We start from the raw sequence: 16,273 nt of genomic DNA on the forward strand, positions 1-16,273 counted from the left end.
GCAGGGTCGCGGGGTTGTAGGGTGAGGGTCGCAAGGGGCTGGCAACCGGTGGACGACACAATCTGAGGCGGTGGACGATGGCGGTCAGTTTCCGCTACGCCGTGCGCACCGATCTCGGCACCGTCCGCACCAACAATGAAGACTCCGCGTTCGCCAGCCCGCGGCTGCTGGTGCTCGCCGACGGTATGGGTGGGCATGCTGCGGGCGAGGTGGCCTCCGCCGTGGCGCTGCGGGTGTTCGCCGAGGTGGACCACCGCGAGGGAGCCGAGCTGGCGCCGGAGTTCCTCCGCGCCGGACGGCTGGCTCGCCGTGCCCTGTTCGCGATGTCCGAGGCGGACCCGCTGCTGGAGTCGATGGGCACCACGCTGGTCACCGTCGGCTCCGATGGTGACCGGGTCAGTGTCGGGCACATCGGCGACTCCCGGGTGTATGCGCTGCGCGACGGTGCGCTGTACCAGCTCACCACCGACCACACCCACGTGCAGCGGCTGATCGACAGCGGTGAGCTCACTCCCGAGCGTGCCCGCACCCACCCGTACCGGTCGATGCTGCTGAAGTCCTTGGACGATCAGCCGGCGGGGCCGGACCTGGACATCATCGAGGCACAGATCGAGCCCGGTGACCGGGTGCTGCTCTGCTCCGACGGGCTGTCGGACTACCTGGAGCCGGACGTCATCGGAGCCACGCTGATGGCACCCGACCGGGAGCAGGCGGCCGCAGACCTGATCGAGGCTGCGCTGTCCGTGGGCACCCGGGACAACGTGACCGTGGTGGTCGCCGACGTGGTCACCGATGACGAGCAGCCCGACGGCCGGCCCCCAGGCGGCGCACCGGTGGTCGTCGGTGCCGCTGAGGACGGGGTATCCCTGTCCGCTGAGGCGGCGGCTGCGCTGCGCGGCTGCCTGCCCGAGGTGCCGTTCGACGCCACAGCGCCGATGGCCGGCGTCCGCGGTCTTGCCGCAGCCAGCGGCGACGACCAGAGCAGCCACACCCCGGTGAGCGAGCAGACCGAGGAGGCTGCGCTGTCGTCAGCGACCTCACCGAAGACGAGGCCGACCGGACCGACCGGGACGGCCACGGCCCGCAGCGAGACCGCTGGTGCTCCCAGGGGCACCGACCCGGACGTCGTGCCGGTCCCGCAGACGCCCTCGAGCTCCCTCCCGGGTGTGCTGGCGGCTGCGGCGGTGGTGGTCCTGGTAGCGCTGCTCTACCTGCTGCTCGGCTGATCCCCGAGCGTGGCCCGGGGCGCCGACCGGTGGCTGCTCAGGCAGTGATCGCTGCGCTGCGCCCCACCAGCAGCCCGAGCGCTGCCGTCCCGGTGCTCACAGCCACGATCACCCCGAGCACCGCCGGGCCTCCGGCCACACCGTGCAGCACACCGGCGACCAGGAGCGCCACGGCAGCGATGAGGTAGCCGACCGACTGCGCCATCGCGGACAGCCGCGGCGCAGTGCGCAGGTCACCGGCCCGCACGGCGATGAGCGTCAACGAGACCACGAACGCCACCCCCATGCCGAGGCCGAGGAGCACGATCCAGGCCACGGCGGCACCAGGCAGCAGCAGGAAGCCGACCGTGCCGCTGAGCACGCACAGGCCGGCCAGGGTGGCGGGGAAGCGTTCGTCACGGCTGCGGCGCATCAGCACCGGTGCGCCGAGGTTGCCCACCATGGACACGATCTGCAGCAGGAACATGTGCCAGCCAGCCACCTCCGGCAGGAAGCCCAGGTCTTGTTCCACGGTCGGCAGCCAGGTCAGCGCCACGTAGAAGGACGAGGACTGCAGCCCCATGTACACCGAGATCTGCCACGCGGCAGCGGTGCGCCACAGCGGGCCGCCAGCGGGCGCGTCCGTCCTGGCAGGGTCGGGTCGTGAGGTACGGTGCGCACGGGGCCACCAGACCAGCAGCCCGAGCAGGGTGAGCACCGCCCAGACGCCCAGGGCCAGGCGCCAGCCGAGGGTGCTGAGGTTCGCCAGCGGCACAGCGACCGCGGCGGAGAGGCCGGCGAAGAAGCCGAGCACGGCCACGTAGATGCCGGTGACACGGGCCGCGGCACCGGGGAAGTCCTGCCGCACGAGCACGGGCACGGTGACGTTGCCGACCGCGATCGCGGCGCCGACGAGCACGGTGCCGACCCAGAGGTTCGCCTCCGGGCCGGGCCACGAGCGCAGCAGGGTGGCGATGGTGAGCAGCCCGAGCGCGCCTGCGGTGGTGCGTTCCACGCCGAAGGTGTGCAGCAGCCGGTGCACCACGCTGGAGGCGACGCCGAACACCGCGACCGGGAGCGCGCCGAGCAGCCCGAGCGCCACACTGCCCACCCCGACGTCCGCGCCGAGCACCGGGAGCACCGGGCCGACGGCCGCGATCGCCGGGCGCAGGTTGATCGCCACCACCACGATGCCGACCAGCAGCAGCCAGCGCGGCAGCCGAGCAGGGGCGGACGTCATGGTCGCAGCCTACGACCGGCACGCACCGGTCCGAGACGTGCCCGGCCGTGCCCGGCGACTGCTGCTATGAGCTGGGCCGTTGCCCCGTGGCCGGTTCTCGGGTGGTGGTGAAGATGCGGGCAGTATCACCGGAGAGCGCGAGCATCACCAGGATCTCCAGGGCAGAGCCGAACACCTGCGTGGCGAGCGTGGACTCCGGCGCACCGGTGATCCAGAGCACCACATACGTGCCGACGCTGATTGCGCTCAGGGTGAGGGTGAGCATCCGTGCTCGGTTCGCGCGCCGGAAGATGAACACGGAGAGCACCAGGTAGGCGAGCAGGTAGGCCGCCAGCACCGACCGCACCACCACGGAGAGGACATCCGGTGGCACACCGGCGTCGAGCAGTGGGCCCACCACCTTCAGGTCGGCGATCCCGAGAGTCGTCAACGAGGCCAGCCAGGACAGCGACACCACCCCCACTGCCACCCGCAGCAGCATCAGGAACAGTCCGAACGCCACGGTCAGCGGTACTGCGCGCCGGTGCCGGCCCTCCGCCTCGTCGGCCCGGATCGTCTCGAGGATCTCCGGTGTGGGCGGTCGGGTCTGCCGCAGGTCAACGATCGGCAGGTCGCCGTCGGTGCGGATCGCGTCGCCGCCGCCGTTGCGGTGGTGGTAGCCGGTGGAGAAGTTGCGCAGGTGGCGCACGGTGATGCCGTGGTTCCCGGAGCTGGGGGCGGTGAGCGTGCCGAGCACGTGGTCCCGCTCGGCGTCGATGTCCGCGTCGATCCGGTGGGTGAACTGCAGGGTGAAGTGGGACAGCCCGACCGAGCGGTCGTAGGTGCCGGCGGCGAGCCAGTCCACCTTCTTCCCGCCGGGCAGCCGCCAGCCCTGCGGGCACGCCCAGAACCGCACGTGGTGCCGCTGGGCGGGGTTCCCCTCCACTTCCTGCTGGTAGGTGAACGCCTGCCGGGAGCTGAACAGGAACAGCGGACTCACCGGAGCGTCCGGGTAGCTGCGCCGCAGCAGGGTGGCCAGCACCATCCGGCGTCCGGACTCCAGGTTCACCTCGTCCGCCCGGTGCCAGCCAGCGCGGATCATCGCGGTGTGCAGCTGCTCCACCGTGCCGCGGAAGCCGAGGTTCACCGGGTCACCGAGCAGCCCCTCCCGGGTGCGGGACCGACCGATGAAGTAGTTCGGCACGTACACGCGGGTCAGCAGCGAGTGCAGGCGGGGCAGCAGCAGGTAGGTGACGATCAGCCAGAACGGGATGAACGCCCACAGGTGCCGCCAGCCGGCGGTGACCAGCTGGTGGATGAGCAGGAACGCCAGCCAACCGGATGCGAGGGTCGCCAGGACGAAGAACACCTGGTCGGCGAACCGGACCGGGTTCTCCTGCACCACTCCTACAGCGGCATGCGCGCGCTCGCTGAGCGTACGGGCCATGGGCACTACCGTATCCCGGTCCCGAAGCAGACCCGCCCCGCGGTTCTGCGCACGACGGGCAGCAGCTCTTGGCATCATGGGCACTCGATGGCGCACCCACAGATGTTCGACGACGACGATCCCTACCTGGCCAGGGCCCGCCGGGTGGCGTTGGCGTTCCCGGACGCGACCGAGAAGGTGGCGCACGGCCGCCCGACGTTCCGGTCGCAGAAGGTGTTCGTCGTCTACGGCGGCGGCACGAAGGGTCCTGCCCGCAACCGGGTGCGCTACGACCACGCGCTGCTGCTCCTGCCAGATCCGGCGGAGCAGCCAGCCCTGGCCGAAGACCCCCGCTCGTTCGTGCCCGCCTACTACGGGCCGTACGGGTGGATCGGCTGGAACCTGGCGCACGACGGCACGGCGCCAGACCAGGTGGACTGGGCAGAGGTCTTCGAGCTGGTGGACTCCTCCTACCGGGCGCTGAGCAGCGCGGACCAGGTGCGCCGACTGGACGAGACCGGGCTGACGCCGTCGGACTTCGGATAACCTCTGACCATCATGCACAGGTCTCGTGGCACAATTCCTTGATGGGTCAATCGTTCTCGGGTACGGGTGAGCCGCAGTGGCTCAGCCGGGACGAGCGCAATGCCTGGTTGGCGCTCACCGGGCTGCTGGTCCGGCTGCCGGGGGCGCTGGACAGCCAGCTGGAGCGCGATTCCCACCTCAGCTTCTTCGAGTACATGGTGCTGGCGATGCTCGCCGAGCACCAAGGGCAGACGCTGCGGATGAGCGCACTGGCCGAGCTGACCAACGGGTCGCTGTCCCGGCTCTCGCACGTGGTGCGGCGGCTGGAGAGCCAGGGGCTGGTCCGCCGGGAGACGTGCCAGGAGGACCGGCGGGCGACGAATGCGATCCTCACCGACGCAGGTCGTGAGCGCGTGGAGTCGGCTGCACCTGGTCATGTGCGCCGGGCCCGGGAGCTGGTCGTGGATGCTGTGGCGCCGGAGGACCTGGCCACGTTCGGGAAGGTCGCCTGGCAGATCCTCGACCGGGTGGACGGGTGGCAGTCCAGCTGAGCATGCTGGTCCGCGGCGGGCGAGGCTGCACAGCAGTGGCAGGATGGACGGCAATGCGGTTCGAGCAGGACGACACCGGCGAGGACTTCTTCGCGCTGACCACGTACCGGCGCGACGGCACGCCGGTGTCCACGCCGGTCTGGATGGCGCCGGCCGACGGACGCTGGTACGTCTACACGGCGAGCCGGTCCGGGAAGGCGAAGCGGATCGCCCGCGACGGGCGGGTACAGGTGGCGCCGGCCGACGGACGCTGGTACGTCTACACGGCGAGCCGGTCCGGGAAGGCGAAGCGGATCGCCCGCGACGGGCGGGTACAGGTGGCGCCGTCGGACTTTCGCGGTGAGGCGATGGGCCCGTCGTGGCCGGCCACCGCACGGCTGCTGCCGGGGTCCCAGCTGCGGACGGCCACCAGTGCGCTGAGCGCGAAGTACGGTGCGAAGTTCCGCTTCTTCAGACTGGTCTCCTGGTTCGGCCGGTGGCGCAGGCGGGGCGGCCCGTCGGTCGGTCTGGAGATCACCCCGGCATCCTGAGGTGCCGCACTCAGGCTGCTTCGAGTGCGAGCAGCGTCCGCTTGGCCTCGGGGCCGCCGAGATAGCCGCCGAGCGACCCGTCGGTGCGCAGCACCCGGTGGCAGGGCAGCACGACCGGCAACGGGTTGGTGGCGCAGGCGCTGCCCACGGCACGTACGGCGCGCTCGGAGCCCGCCCTCCGGGCCATCTCGGCATAGCTCGCGGTACTGCCGTAGTCGATCGTCGGTAGCTGTTCGACCACGCGGCGGCGGAACCCGTGGGTCAGGCGCAGGTCCAGCGGCAGGTCGAACCGGCGCCGCTGGCCGGTGAAGTACTCCTCGAGCTCACGGGCCGCGGCGTCCAGCGGCGCGACGTGCGCCAGGATGCGCGGGCCGACCCGGTCGGCGAGCAGGCTGAGCACCTGGTCGAAGTCCTCCCGGGCGAAGGCGACCCGGACCAGGCCGACCTGGGTGGTGGCCAGCAGCAGCTCCCCCACGGGAGAGGCGACGGTGCGGTAGGAGACGTCGAGCAGCTGGTCCTGCTCGGCCCGCTGGGCAAGGTGAGCGTGCAGGTCGGCCAGGTGCGCGTCGTCGTCGGGGCGGTCCAGAGCCCTGGTGAGCCTCATGGCGTCTCCTTGTAGATCGTTCGGAGCTTGGCGATACCGTCCGCGCCCGCGCGGCGCGCGGCCGCGGGGGTGCCGCCGAGCAGGTCCGCCACCTCGGAGTAGGGCAGTCCGGCCAGGTGGTGGGCGACGACGGCGGTGCGCTGCCGGTCGGTCAGCGCACCGAGCGCTTCGTGCAGGTCGTAGGTCCAACCGCCGATCTCCGGATCGGTGCTGCGGCGTTCCGGCAGCGGGTGGGTGGGGATCTGTCGGCTGCTGCGGCGGAGCAGGTCGATGCACTTGCGCTTGGCGATCGTCACCAACCAGGCGGTGACGTTCGCCTCTGCCGGTAGGCATGGGTAGGCGGTGAGCGCGGACAGGAAGGTCTCCGACCAGGCGTCGTCGGCCAGGTCCGGGCCGGTGAGGGCACGGCAGACCCGCAGCACGGTCACGGAGTGGTCGGCGACCACCTGCTCGAAGGGCGTCACACTCTGTAGACGCACGAGCTGAGCAGATCGTGAGGTCCGGTCTGCGACCGGATCGACCGGCGGTGGCGGCGCATCAGCCGAGCACCTCGGCCGGGTCGGTGAGCTCGATCTCGGTACCGTCGGCGTCCCGCACTGTGCGGTCAGCCAGTGGTTCTTCCAGCCAGACCGTGCCCACCACGGAGTACAGGTCGTCGGTGCAGCCCTTGTTGACCACCCGGGTGCCGGTGGGGTCGACTGCTGAGCCGACGAGCGTGACCGTGTCCTCGGTCTCGGTCACCGTCACCTCACCGGGCACCTGGCAGCTGGAGGAGCCGACCTGGTACCGCACGAGCAGCCCGTGACCGTCGTTGATGACGGCCGCGGCGGTGACGGTGGTCTGCGTGGACACCGGGAAGCCGAGGAAGGCGGCATAGGCCGCGACCCCGAACCCGACCGCGACGACCGCGGCGATCAGCCACATCGCGGAGGCGCGGATCCGTGCGCGTCCCTCTTCCGGCAGCGTGCCCATCCGGCCATCGTCCCGCGGAAGCGGTGCGCAGTCCACAGGTCAGATCAGCAGGTAGATCGCGCCGCCGATGGTGAGCAGGACGACGAGCCGGTCGAACAGGCTCTGGTTCATCTTCGCCACCAGCGCCCGCCCGGCCAGCGCTCCGGCGACCACGGCGGGCAGGAGCACGGCATTGATGAGCAAGGTCTGGCCGGTGATCAGTCCCAGGCTCACCGAGAAGGGCACCTTCACCAGGTTCACCACGCAGTAGAACCAGGCGGCGGTGCCGAGGAACGTCTTCACCGAGAACCGGGAGGCGAGGAAGTACATCGACATCACCGGTCCGGCAGCGTTGGCGACCATCGTGGTGAAGCCGCCCAGGGTGCCGTAGATCCCGGACTGCAGGTGCTGCCTGGCCTTGGTCTCCGGCTGCTCCTGCCGGTGCCGGGTGAGGTGGCGGCGCGCGAGGGTGAGCGCGATGACGGCGAGCAGGATCACGCCGATCACCCGCCGCACCTCGGCATCGGAGGCGACGGCGAGGAAGAGTGCGCCGAGCACCAGTCCAGCCAGCACTGTGGGCACCAGGCGCCGTAGCACCGGCCAGCTGGCGTGCCGGCGGTAGGACCACACGGCAAAGGCGTCGCCGACGATCAGCAGCACGAGCAGCGCGCCCGTGGACTCCTTCGCGGGCAGCAGCGCGGCGAAGATCGCCACGGAGATGGTGTTCGAGCCCGGCAGCGCGGTCTTGGAGAGACCGACGAGGAGGGCCGCGATCGCCAGCAGCAGCCACGCGAGCACACTGAGTTCGGGCATGCGGGACACGCTAATGACGGCGGAGCGCAGCTGGCGAAAGCTTCCACCAGTTGGCACATGGGTCGCTCATGCCGGTGGGCGACGTCCAGACCTCCGGATCAGAACGGCGGTTCTGCCTCGGGCCAGGCGCTGGCAGTCGCCGAGTGCGCATGCTCGGGGCAGCGGGCGCGCGCGGGGGGCTGGCTGCGTGACGAGGACCGGCTGCGCTGGGCGGACCGGCTACCCCGGGTCCGCGGCGGGGACATCGGGTCGATCCAGTCCACCCCGGCCAGGAACGGGTTCGACCACGCCTCGGACGCTGCCGCCAGCTGGGCGGCGGACTGCACACGCTTCGTCTGGGTCCGGGCGTAGCGCTGGGTGCAGCGGTTGGCGTCCAGGTCAGCGCGCAGGTGTGCTTCGAGTGCCACCAGGTCGGCCGGTTCTGGTCCCCGGATGTACATGTGCCCGGTGGGCGCGTGCCAGGTGGTCTGCCCGGTGCGTACATCCCGTTCCACCTGGAACAGGCCTGCGGTCTTCAGCTGGTGGTGGTGTGCGCAGAGGAGGTGGAGGTTGGTCTCCACCGTCTGCGCCCAGGCCGGCAGCTGCGGGTCGAAGGCCACGATGTGGTCCAGCTGGCACCGCCAGCCGGGCACCTGGCAGCCCGGGAACCGACACATCTGGTCCCGTTCGATGATGCGACGGCGCAGTCTGCGGGACGGTGCATAGGAATCAGCCGCGACCAGTCCCAGCTGCCGCTCGATCAGGGCACACCTGTCGTGGGTAGCGCGGCTCTCACCGGGTGGGGCCTGGTCGGAGCGGAGTCTGTGCTTCACCCAGGCGGCCAGTGCGAGCGGGTCAGTACCGTCGGGCAGGTGCGCCGGCCATGCTGGTGGTGCATACCGGAACAGTGGATCCCCGTCCGGCCCGACCCTCGGCCCGAACGGCAGCTCCGCCGGCGGGCTCGCAGCGCCGAGCACCCCTAGGTAACCGGTGGGGAACGCCGTGGAGCGGAAGGCATCGCCTGGGTCAGGGTGCGCATCGAGAAGGCTGTCGTCGCTGAGAAGGCTGTGGTCGTTGCGTGGCGCACCGACCAGACCACCGCTCTCTGCGCACCTCGTGGCGGCCGCCGCGCAGCCGCGCTCACCGATGAGCCGCCGAGCAGCGGGGGCGGTGATCGGACCGAAACCGTGCAGCAGTGCCGGCGTCTGGGCATCACCGGCGAGCACCGGTGCGGTGATGGTCAACCGCAGGTGTGCAGGCACCCCCTGGTGCAGCGGCAGCGTCTGGCCGCCGGGTGTGCGCCCGTGGGCGAGCGCCTCGGTGAAGATCTGCGTGAACGCGTCCGCACGGCGGGCCTCGATGCCACGCTCGTCTCCGTCCTTCCGGTGCGCTGCCATGCTGTCGATGCAGGTGAACGCGGCAGCGGCGTCCTCCACGGGCAGGTATGCGCCGAACCAGGCCATACCGTCCTCCACGGGCTGGCAGGACACGTGCCGCTGGGCTCGCTGTACCCGGTGCCGTTCCTCGGCTGCCTCTGGATCTGCCACCAGCACCGCGTCGGCCAGCTTCTTCTTCAGCTGGGAAGGAGTGTGCGTCGGCGCGATCTCCAGCGCGAGGTCCTCCACCACCTCCGCCTGCTCCTCCTCCAGACCGGCCAGCGCAGCGGTGATGATGTCCACCTTCCGCGGACTGATCAGTCCCTTGGACAGCGCATCGCTGACCCGCGGAAGGTCTGCGAGCGCCAGCGCACGGGTGACGACCTGTCCGCCGGCATAGCTGCTCACGCTCAGTCGCGCACCGATCTCGTCACCCAAGGACTGCACCGTCCGCAACGTCTCCTGCCGCCGCTCGACGAGATCCTGTACGAACCTCGCCTGCAGCGCCACATAGTGGTGGACCATCCGCTGGCAGCCGGCCACCATCTCCACCAGCGTGCCGTCGTCCATCTCCGGCGGGAAGTCGGCCCCCGACCACGCGGAGACCGGGTCTGTCTCGGCTGCCAGCAGCTTCGCCAGCGACAGGCCCGGATCGGCAGCACCGACCACCAGAGAGGTCTGGGAGTGCGGGACGGACGGCCGCCACTTCGGGTGCCGCTGATCGGCGCGCTGCGCAGCCCGGACCAGCTCCACGAGTCCCTCGGGCTGATAGCTGGGCACGGTGAACGGCCCGGCCACCATGTGGTCGGTGCACAGGTCGGTCTCGTGCCCGAAGATGTCCCGACCGAGGCCACCGGGGCGGCGACCGTCAGCGTCCTGACCCGCAGCATCGGCGCGCGGGTCCTGGCCACCGGCGCCTTCGCCGGCAGCAGCGGAGCTGTCGTCTACCGTCATGAAACATATGTACGATGCTGCGGTCCGCCGATCAAGCATCTGGTGCGGCGTGTCCCGAGACCGTTTCCTCTCTTCGATCGTTGTTCCTTGGCTGTGACCAGCATCGCACCGACCTCTGACATTCGATCACGTCGAGGACTTGACTCTGACGCTGCGTCAAGGTGGATGCTCGTCTAGCACGCACGGAGAACACCGCGCAGACCACCGGCCACGGAAGGAGAAGCCATGGCAACGACGACCGGGGCCGCCCGAGACGAGGCGGCCAGGACCCGAGGGGAGGGCACTGCGGCCACTGACGCTCCGCCGTCAGAATGGTCGATGCACGAGATCACCCGGCACACCGGCACCACCAGCCGCACCCTGCGGCACTACGACCAGGTCGGGCTGCTGCCGCCCTCGCGGATCGGCGCGAACGGCTACCGGTACTACGACACCGACGCGCTGCTCCGCCTGCAGCGGATCCTGCTGCTGCGGCGCCTCGGCCTCGGCCTGACGCAGATCGGCGAGATCCTCGACGCCCGGCTGGGCGAGCGCGAGGCGCTGCTCACCCACCTGGACCTGCTGCGGCTCGAACGTGAGCAGCTGGACCGGCGGATCGCCGCAGTGTCCACCACCCTCGACCACCGAGACGAAGGGACCCCCCTGATGCCAGAGACCATGTTCGACGGATTCGACCACACGATCTTCGAGGAGGAGGTGACCACCCGCTGGGGCCGCAGGGCCTGGCAGTCCAGCGACCAGTGGTGGCGTTCGCTGACCGCCGCGGAGAAGGAGTCGTTCGGCCAGGAGCAGAAGCAGATCCAGGCGGACTACGCCGCCGCCTACGAGGAGAGCCTGCAGCCGGGCGACGAACGGGTGCAGGCGGTCACGACCCGGCTGCACCGCTGGCTCAGCGGGCCCGTGCCGACCATCACCCGGGAGTACTTCCTCGGCCTGGCCGACCTCTACGTGGCCGACGACCGGTTCGCCGCCAACTACGGCGGCACCGACGGCGCGAAGTACGTCCGCGAGGCGATGCGCGTCTATGCCGAGACCGCGCAGTTCGACCCGAGCTAGCACCGCACTGCTGGCCGGCGCCGGCTGGGGCTCAGGGCCCCGGTCGGCGCCGCTGCGCGGAGCAGGTCTCCCCGGGCGAGCATGCCGGTGGGCGTGGCGATCGCTACGGCCCGGTCGTCCGGCACGACGGCGGTCGCCGGACCTGCGTAGGCCCGTTCCCAACGGCTGTCCTTCTGCGCCTCAGCCTTCCTCGCGGAGTCGCGGCTGCGTACCCAGGCCTGGTCGGACACCGGTCTTACCCTGGTAGAAGGACCGGATCCGGTCCATGTCCGCACGCACGTCGCCGGTGAGCCGGAACGTGGGTCCGAGCCCGGTGGTCATCGTGGTGCGGTCCACGTAGCCGAGCGTGACCGCGAGGTCGGCCTCGCGCGCGATCCGGTAGAATCCGGAGCGCCAGTGCGCACCGCGGCTGCGGGTGCCCTCAGGCGTGACCACCAGGAAGAACCGCTCCCCCGCCTCGAGCCGCGCAACGATCTCCGCAACCACCCGGGACGGGTCCCGCCGGTCCACCGGGATTCCCCCGAGCGCTCGCATCAGCGGACCGAGCGGGCCGGCGAACAGCTGGTGCTTGCCGAGGAACTTCACCCGGATCCCGAACTTCCAGCTCAGCGCGAGCATCAGCACGAAGTCCCAGCTGGAGGTGTGCGGTGCGCCGACCAGGATGCCTGCGTCCTCGTCGGGTGCCTGCTCGAGCCGTGGACGCCAGCGACTGAGCGCCCAGTACACGCTCGCCAACGCCCGACGTATCCTCATCACCCCAACCTACGTCAGCCCGGTACCGGTAGCGGCTACCCCTTCACCGAGCCGGCGGTCAGCCCGCGGACGAAGAACCGCTGCAGGGAGAAGAAGACCACGAGCGGCAGAGTCATGGACAGGAACGCTCCGGCGGTGAGCAGCTCCACACCCTGCCCCTGGGTGCCGAGCAGCTGCTGCAGCTGCACGATCACCGTGGTATTGCTCGGTCGCAGGAACAGCTTCGCGATCAGCAGGTCGTTCCACACCCAGAGGAACTGCAGGGTGGCGAACGCCGCCATCGCCGGCATCGCCATCGGCGCCACCAGCAGCCAGAACGTCTGGAAGTGGCTGGCCCCGTCGATCTTCGCCGACTCCACCACCGAGTACGGCAGCGTTGCCATGTAGTTGCGCAAGATGTACACGCACAGCGGCATCCCGAACCCGGTGTGCAGCAGCCACACGGCGACGAACTGGCCGGAGATGCCGATGCCGTTCGGACCGAGCAGGTTCAGCATCGGCTGGAACGACACCTGGATGGGCACCACCATCACGCCGATGATGACGGCGAACAGCGCCTCTTTGGCGGGGAAGTGCATGAACGTGAACGCATAGGCGGCGAACGCCGCGAACATCACCGGCAGGATCGTGGCCGGCACCGCCACGACGATCGTGTTCAGGAAGCCGATGGCCATGTCCGAGCCCTGGAGCACCCCGACGTAGTTGTCCAGGGTCCAGTCCTGGCCGAAGGGATTGAGGAGTGCGGTCCACCAGCCGCTGGAGACGACGGCGTCCCGACCGCGGAAGGAGTTCATCAGCAGACTGAGGGTCGGGACGGACCAGAGGATGACCAGCACCACCATGACGATGATCGACGTCCAGCTCCGCGGACGACCGTCCCTCATGTACGACGGCTGCCGGCGAGCCCGGGGACGACGGACCGGCTGCGAGGCGATGGTCACCGCACACCTTCCTTCCGGTACTGACGCACCTGGTAGACCAGCACGGGGGTGACCAGCAGCAGCAGGACCACGACGATCGCTGACGCGATGCCGGCGCGCTGGAAGGTGAACAGCTCCTGGTAGAACAGGACCGCGATCACGTTCGTGCGCGCCTGGCCGTTGAGCAGGACGTACACGATGTCGAAGACCTTCAGCACGAGGATGATCACCGTGATCGCGACGGTGATGATCGTGCCCTTGATCTGCGGGATGATCACCCGGAAGAACACCTGCCGCTCGTTCGCGCCGTCGATCCGCGCGGCCTCCAGCGTCTCCTCCGGCACCCCCTTGATCGCCCCGGAGAGCAGCACCATCGCGAACCCCGCCTGCATCCAGACGAGGATGACCATCATCAGGAAGGAGTTCAGCCGCGCGGTATCCACCCGGATCCAGTCCTGAGCCTGCCCGCCGAAGGCGGTCACGATCGCATTCAGCAGACCCACGTCGGCGTCGGCGGAGTACATCTGGATGCCCCAGATGGTCGAGGCGGCGACGAAGGAGATGGCCATCGGCAGGAAGATCAGGCTCTTCGCGACGTTCTCCCCCTTGGCGGAGAGCCGGTCGGCGAACAGCGCTACGGCAATACCGATGATCACGGTCAGGGTGGGCACCACGACCAACCACAGCACGTTGTTGGTGATGGACAGCCAGAACTCACCGTCGGTGAAGATGGCCCGGTAGGCGTCCAGGCCGACATAGGCGGTGCTGTCATCGTTGGCGAAGCTGTAGTTGATCGTCTGCACGGTGGGATACACCAGCATCAGGGCGATCAGGGCGAGCGCCGGCAGCACGTAGGCGTACGGGATCAGGCCCTGGGAGAAGCGTTGCGGCAGCGCCTCGACGAAGACGTTGACGCAGTAGAACAGCAGCGCGGCCCCGCCCAGACCAGCGATGATGCCGACCACAGCCATCAGCACCCGGCTGTCGAAGAACCAGCCGGGGTAGTAGGACAGCGCCAGGAAGGTGTTCCCCATCAGCCAGGCGACCAGGCAGGTGCCGATGGCGCCGAGCACCAGCCGCACCGGTCGGGTCGACGTCCGCGCGGCGGTGCCCAGCGGGGCCGCCGTCACCGCGGTCACGACGTGGCCTCCTCAGCAGTGGGCCAGCTGTTCTCGATGTCGGTGGTGACCTGCTCGGCGGTCCTGTCACCGCTGAGCCACTGGACCATGCCGGTCCAGAACGTCCCACCACCGACCGCGTTCGGCATCAGGTCCGACCCGTCGTAGCGGAACACGTCCGCCGCCGAGACGATCTGCGCCGTCTGCCTGGTGATGTCGTCCGGGTACTGGTCGGTGTCGAAAGTGGTGTGCGGGGAGAGCCACCCGCCGCCGGCGGCCCAGGGCCCGCCGAACTCCGGTGAGGTGATGAACTGCATCACGGCGACCGAGTCCGGGTCGTTGCCGTTCATCAGTGCGGCAAGGTCACCGCCTCCGAGCACCGGTTGTCCGTCGTAGTCGCCGTCGGTGGACCGGGGGAAGACGAAGATGCCGACCTCCTCGTCCAGGTTCTCCTGGACGTCCTCGGGGAAGAACCCGGTGACGAAGTTGCCCTGCCGCTCCAGCAGACAGCCGGGCGGGTCCTCGAAGGCCGGAAGCATCGCCTCGCTGAACGATGTGGACAGGATCGCGCTGGTGCCGCCGTACACGTTGTCCGGGGTGTTCACCAGCTCGCCGTAGGCGTCGAACGCTGCGATCACCCGGTCGTCGTTGAACGGGATCTCGTGCGAGGTCCACTGGTCGTACACGTCCGGTCCCCAGAGCCGGAGCATGTACTCCTCGATCCAGTCGGTACCCACCCACCCGGTGGCCTGGTCGGCGTTCCACCCCATGCACCAGGGGGTGGTGCCGGTGTCCCGGATCTGGGTTGCGATCTCGGCGAGCTCGTCCAGGTCGGCAGGATCGGTGTCATACCCGCCGTCGGTGTAGGCCTGCAGCGGGTACCAGACGATGGATTTCACCGCCATCCGCATCGGCGCACCGTAGATGCGGCCGTCCTGCGCAGTGGCGGCATCGAGGAAGCCGGGCACGAGCGTCTGGTCCAAGGAGTCCATGTCCAGGAACAGGTCGGCCGGCTGCACCGTACCGGCCTCCGCCTGCTCCAGCAGACCGCCCGGCTGGGGGAAGATCGCGATGTCCGGCGCCTGCCCGGACCCGACCCGCGCACGGATCGTGTTCGTGAAGTCCTGGTCCGAGGTGTACTGGACGGTGGTCCCGGTACGCTCGCTGAGCTCGGCGAGCGACTCGTTGAACAGGGTCGCCTCGTCACCACCGAAGGCACCTAGGATGGTGACCACCCCGTCCGCATCGGTCTCCGCGTTGTCCGGACCGAACCCGCCCTCACCGGCTGTGCTGGGCGGTTGCAGGCAGCCTGCGAGCAGCAGGGTCGCCGTAGCGAGGCCGCAGCTGGCCGCCAGGGTGCGCCGGGGAGACACGCTCATCAGGACTCCTTCATCCTGGCGCCGCGGGACCGACGCTCATGATGGCTGAACGCTAGACCCGGCAGCCTGGTCCGGCAACAGGAACGGGGGCCAGGCTCAGCGCTCGGGGAGGGCTGCCTCGCCGCCGGCGCTGTCCTGGCCGCCGGCGCTGTCCTGGCTGGCGGCACTGTCCTGGCTGGCGGCACTGTCCTGGCTGGCGGCACTCGCCCGCTGCTGCGCCAGCCGACGCATCGTGAGCAGCACCGGGTCGGTGAGCAGCGTCCCGACCACCACGTGGCGCACCGCGGCGCCCGGATCGGCGGGCACAGCGGCGATGTCGGCGGCGGCCACTCCGTCAGCCGCCTGGGCCAAGGCGCCCAGATGGTCGTCGGTCAGGTCGATCCCGGCCGCGTCGGCTGCGCGGAGCTGGTCGGCGAGCCGGTGCACCAGCGGCTCGTCGGTGGTGCACCAGCCGCGACCCGCAGCCAGCTCTGCGGCGCGGGCTACCCAGGGGTCAGCCGATGCGGCCGCCGACGCCGCGGCCGGGTGGGCCCGCTCTCCGCAGGGCCCCTCCCCTTCGGCCTGCTCCCCGCCCGGCCGCAGGTGCCCGCCCTCATCGACGAGCAGCACGTCCTGGGCAGCACCGAGGAGCTCGTGCCGGGTGGCCGGCGGGTGGTCGAGGACCTCGAGCACGTCCCGGACAGAACCGAGACTCAGGCCCGCGGACTCGGTCAGCGCCCGGACCAGGCGGACCCGCTCGACGTGCGTACCGTCGTAGACGGCCTGGGTACGAGCGGTGGACCGCCCCGGGTGCAGCAGCCCTTCACGCAGGTAGTACTTCAGCGTGGCGAGCGGAACGGCGGTCTGCTCCGCCAGCTTCGAGATCCGCATGCACTCTCCCTCGCTGAGCCCTTGACACTGGAGAGTGTAACTAT

The 16,273-nt window shown here is 70.0% G+C and carries 18 protein-coding genes; 5 read left to right on the plus strand and 13 right to left on the minus strand.

Going from position 1 to position 16,273, the window contains the following annotated elements; genetic code table 11:
• Positions 1–77 precede the first annotated feature (77 nt).
• Positions 78–1,226, plus strand: a complete 1,149-nt coding sequence (locus tag K338_RS21605) for a PP2C family protein-serine/threonine phosphatase (RefSeq protein WP_022917900.1) — start codon at positions 78–80, stop codon at positions 1,224–1,226.
• A 37-nt stretch (positions 1,227–1,263) separates the two neighbouring features.
• Here K338_RS21605 and K338_RS0109285 read toward each other — a convergent pair whose 3' ends face one another.
• The gene (locus K338_RS0109285; protein WP_022917901.1) at positions 1,264–2,445 is read right to left on the minus strand and encodes an MFS transporter; all 1,182 of its coding nucleotides are present in this window, start codon (positions 2,443–2,445) and stop codon (positions 1,264–1,266) included.
• 64 nt (positions 2,446–2,509) lie between these two features.
• The gene (locus K338_RS21610) at positions 2,510–3,871 is read right to left on the minus strand and encodes an LssY C-terminal domain-containing protein (protein WP_084480828.1); all 1,362 of its coding nucleotides are present in this window, start codon (positions 3,869–3,871) and stop codon (positions 2,510–2,512) included.
• A gap of 87 nt (positions 3,872–3,958) precedes the next feature.
• Between K338_RS21610 and K338_RS0109295 the strand changes: the two genes are divergently transcribed.
• From K338_RS0109295 to K338_RS24425, 3 genes are read left to right on the plus strand one after another with little or no spacing between them, the layout of a single operon-like run.
• The gene (locus tag K338_RS0109295; RefSeq protein ID WP_022917903.1) at positions 3,959–4,396 is read left to right on the plus strand and encodes an MmcQ/YjbR family DNA-binding protein; all 438 of its coding nucleotides are present in this window, start codon (positions 3,959–3,961) and stop codon (positions 4,394–4,396) included.
• A 41-nt stretch (positions 4,397–4,437) separates the two neighbouring features.
• Positions 4,438–4,926: a MarR family winged helix-turn-helix transcriptional regulator gene (locus tag K338_RS0109300; protein WP_022917904.1), complete on the plus strand. Its 489-nt coding sequence runs from the start codon at positions 4,438–4,440 to the stop codon at positions 4,924–4,926.
• Between the two features lie 53 nt (positions 4,927–4,979).
• Positions 4,980–5,456 (plus strand): pyridoxamine 5'-phosphate oxidase family protein, encoded by a 477-nt coding sequence (locus K338_RS24425; protein ID WP_022917905.1) that lies wholly within the window; start codon positions 4,980–4,982, stop codon positions 5,454–5,456.
• Positions 5,457–5,466: 10 nt separating this feature from the next.
• Here the strand turns inward: K338_RS24425 and K338_RS0109315 are convergent, their stop codons facing one another.
• The 5 genes from K338_RS0109315 to K338_RS0109335 all read right to left on the minus strand — a co-directional run bounded on the left by K338_RS0109315 (position 5,467) and on the right by K338_RS0109335 (position 10,133).
• Positions 5,467–6,060: a methylated-DNA--[protein]-cysteine S-methyltransferase gene (locus K338_RS0109315; protein ID WP_022917906.1), complete on the minus strand. Its 594-nt coding sequence runs from the start codon at positions 6,058–6,060 to the stop codon at positions 5,467–5,469.
• Positions 6,057–6,524, minus strand: coding sequence for an RNA polymerase sigma factor (locus K338_RS0109320; RefSeq protein ID WP_022917907.1), 468 nt, complete (start codon positions 6,522–6,524; stop codon positions 6,057–6,059). The genes K338_RS0109315 and K338_RS0109320 overlap by 4 nt, the downstream gene beginning before the upstream one ends.
• 73 nt (positions 6,525–6,597) lie before the next feature.
• A complete protein-coding gene (locus tag K338_RS0109325) occupies positions 6,598–7,032 on the minus strand; it encodes a hypothetical protein (protein WP_022917908.1) in 435 nt (144 codons plus the stop codon).
• Positions 7,033–7,071: 39 nt separating this feature from the next.
• On the minus strand, positions 7,072–7,824 hold the full coding sequence (locus K338_RS0109330) for a sulfite exporter TauE/SafE family protein (protein ID WP_022917909.1): 753 nt from the start codon (positions 7,822–7,824) through the stop codon (positions 7,072–7,074).
• A 98-nt stretch (positions 7,825–7,922) separates the two neighbouring features.
• Positions 7,923–10,133 (minus strand): HNH endonuclease signature motif containing protein, encoded by a 2,211-nt coding sequence (locus K338_RS0109335; RefSeq protein ID WP_022917910.1) that lies wholly within the window; start codon positions 10,131–10,133, stop codon positions 7,923–7,925.
• A gap of 225 nt (positions 10,134–10,358) precedes the next feature.
• Here K338_RS0109335 and K338_RS0109340 point away from each other — a divergent pair, with 225 nt between their 5' ends.
• A complete protein-coding gene (locus K338_RS0109340; RefSeq protein WP_022917911.1) occupies positions 10,359–11,189 on the plus strand; it encodes a MerR family transcriptional regulator in 831 nt (276 codons plus the stop codon).
• Here K338_RS0109340 and K338_RS25535 read toward each other — a convergent pair.
• The 6 genes from K338_RS25535 to K338_RS21630 all read right to left on the minus strand — a co-directional run bounded on the left by K338_RS25535 (position 11,186) and on the right by K338_RS21630 (position 16,229).
• Positions 11,186–11,419: a hypothetical protein gene (locus tag K338_RS25535; protein WP_027286645.1), complete on the minus strand. Its 234-nt coding sequence runs from the start codon at positions 11,417–11,419 to the stop codon at positions 11,186–11,188. The genes K338_RS0109340 and K338_RS25535 overlap by 4 nt on opposite strands.
• A complete protein-coding gene (locus tag K338_RS0109350; RefSeq protein ID WP_022917912.1) occupies positions 11,370–11,942 on the minus strand; it encodes a 1-acyl-sn-glycerol-3-phosphate acyltransferase in 573 nt (190 codons plus the stop codon). Before K338_RS0109350 ends, K338_RS25535 begins: the two co-directional genes overlap by 50 nt.
• A gap of 35 nt (positions 11,943–11,977) precedes the next feature.
• Positions 11,978–12,826: a carbohydrate ABC transporter permease gene (locus K338_RS0109355; protein WP_027286646.1), complete on the minus strand. Its 849-nt coding sequence runs from the start codon at positions 12,824–12,826 to the stop codon at positions 11,978–11,980.
• Between the two features lie 53 nt (positions 12,827–12,879).
• Positions 12,880–14,001 (minus strand): carbohydrate ABC transporter permease, encoded by a 1,122-nt coding sequence (locus K338_RS21625; RefSeq protein ID WP_022917914.1) that lies wholly within the window; start codon positions 13,999–14,001, stop codon positions 12,880–12,882.
• Positions 13,998–15,359: an ABC transporter substrate-binding protein gene (locus K338_RS0109365; RefSeq protein ID WP_022917915.1), complete on the minus strand. Its 1,362-nt coding sequence runs from the start codon at positions 15,357–15,359 to the stop codon at positions 13,998–14,000. The genes K338_RS21625 and K338_RS0109365 overlap by 4 nt, the downstream gene beginning before the upstream one ends.
• Before the next feature lie 96 nt (positions 15,360–15,455).
• Positions 15,456–16,229, minus strand: a complete 774-nt coding sequence (locus tag K338_RS21630; protein ID WP_022917916.1) for a MerR family transcriptional regulator — start codon at positions 16,227–16,229, stop codon at positions 15,456–15,458.
• Between the last annotated feature and the right edge of the window lie 44 nt (positions 16,230–16,273).

Origin of the sequence: Ruania albidiflava DSM 18029, assembly GCF_000421225.1 — a bacterium.
Taxonomy (GTDB): Bacteria; Actinomycetota; Actinomycetes; order Actinomycetales; family Beutenbergiaceae; genus Ruania; species Ruania albidiflava.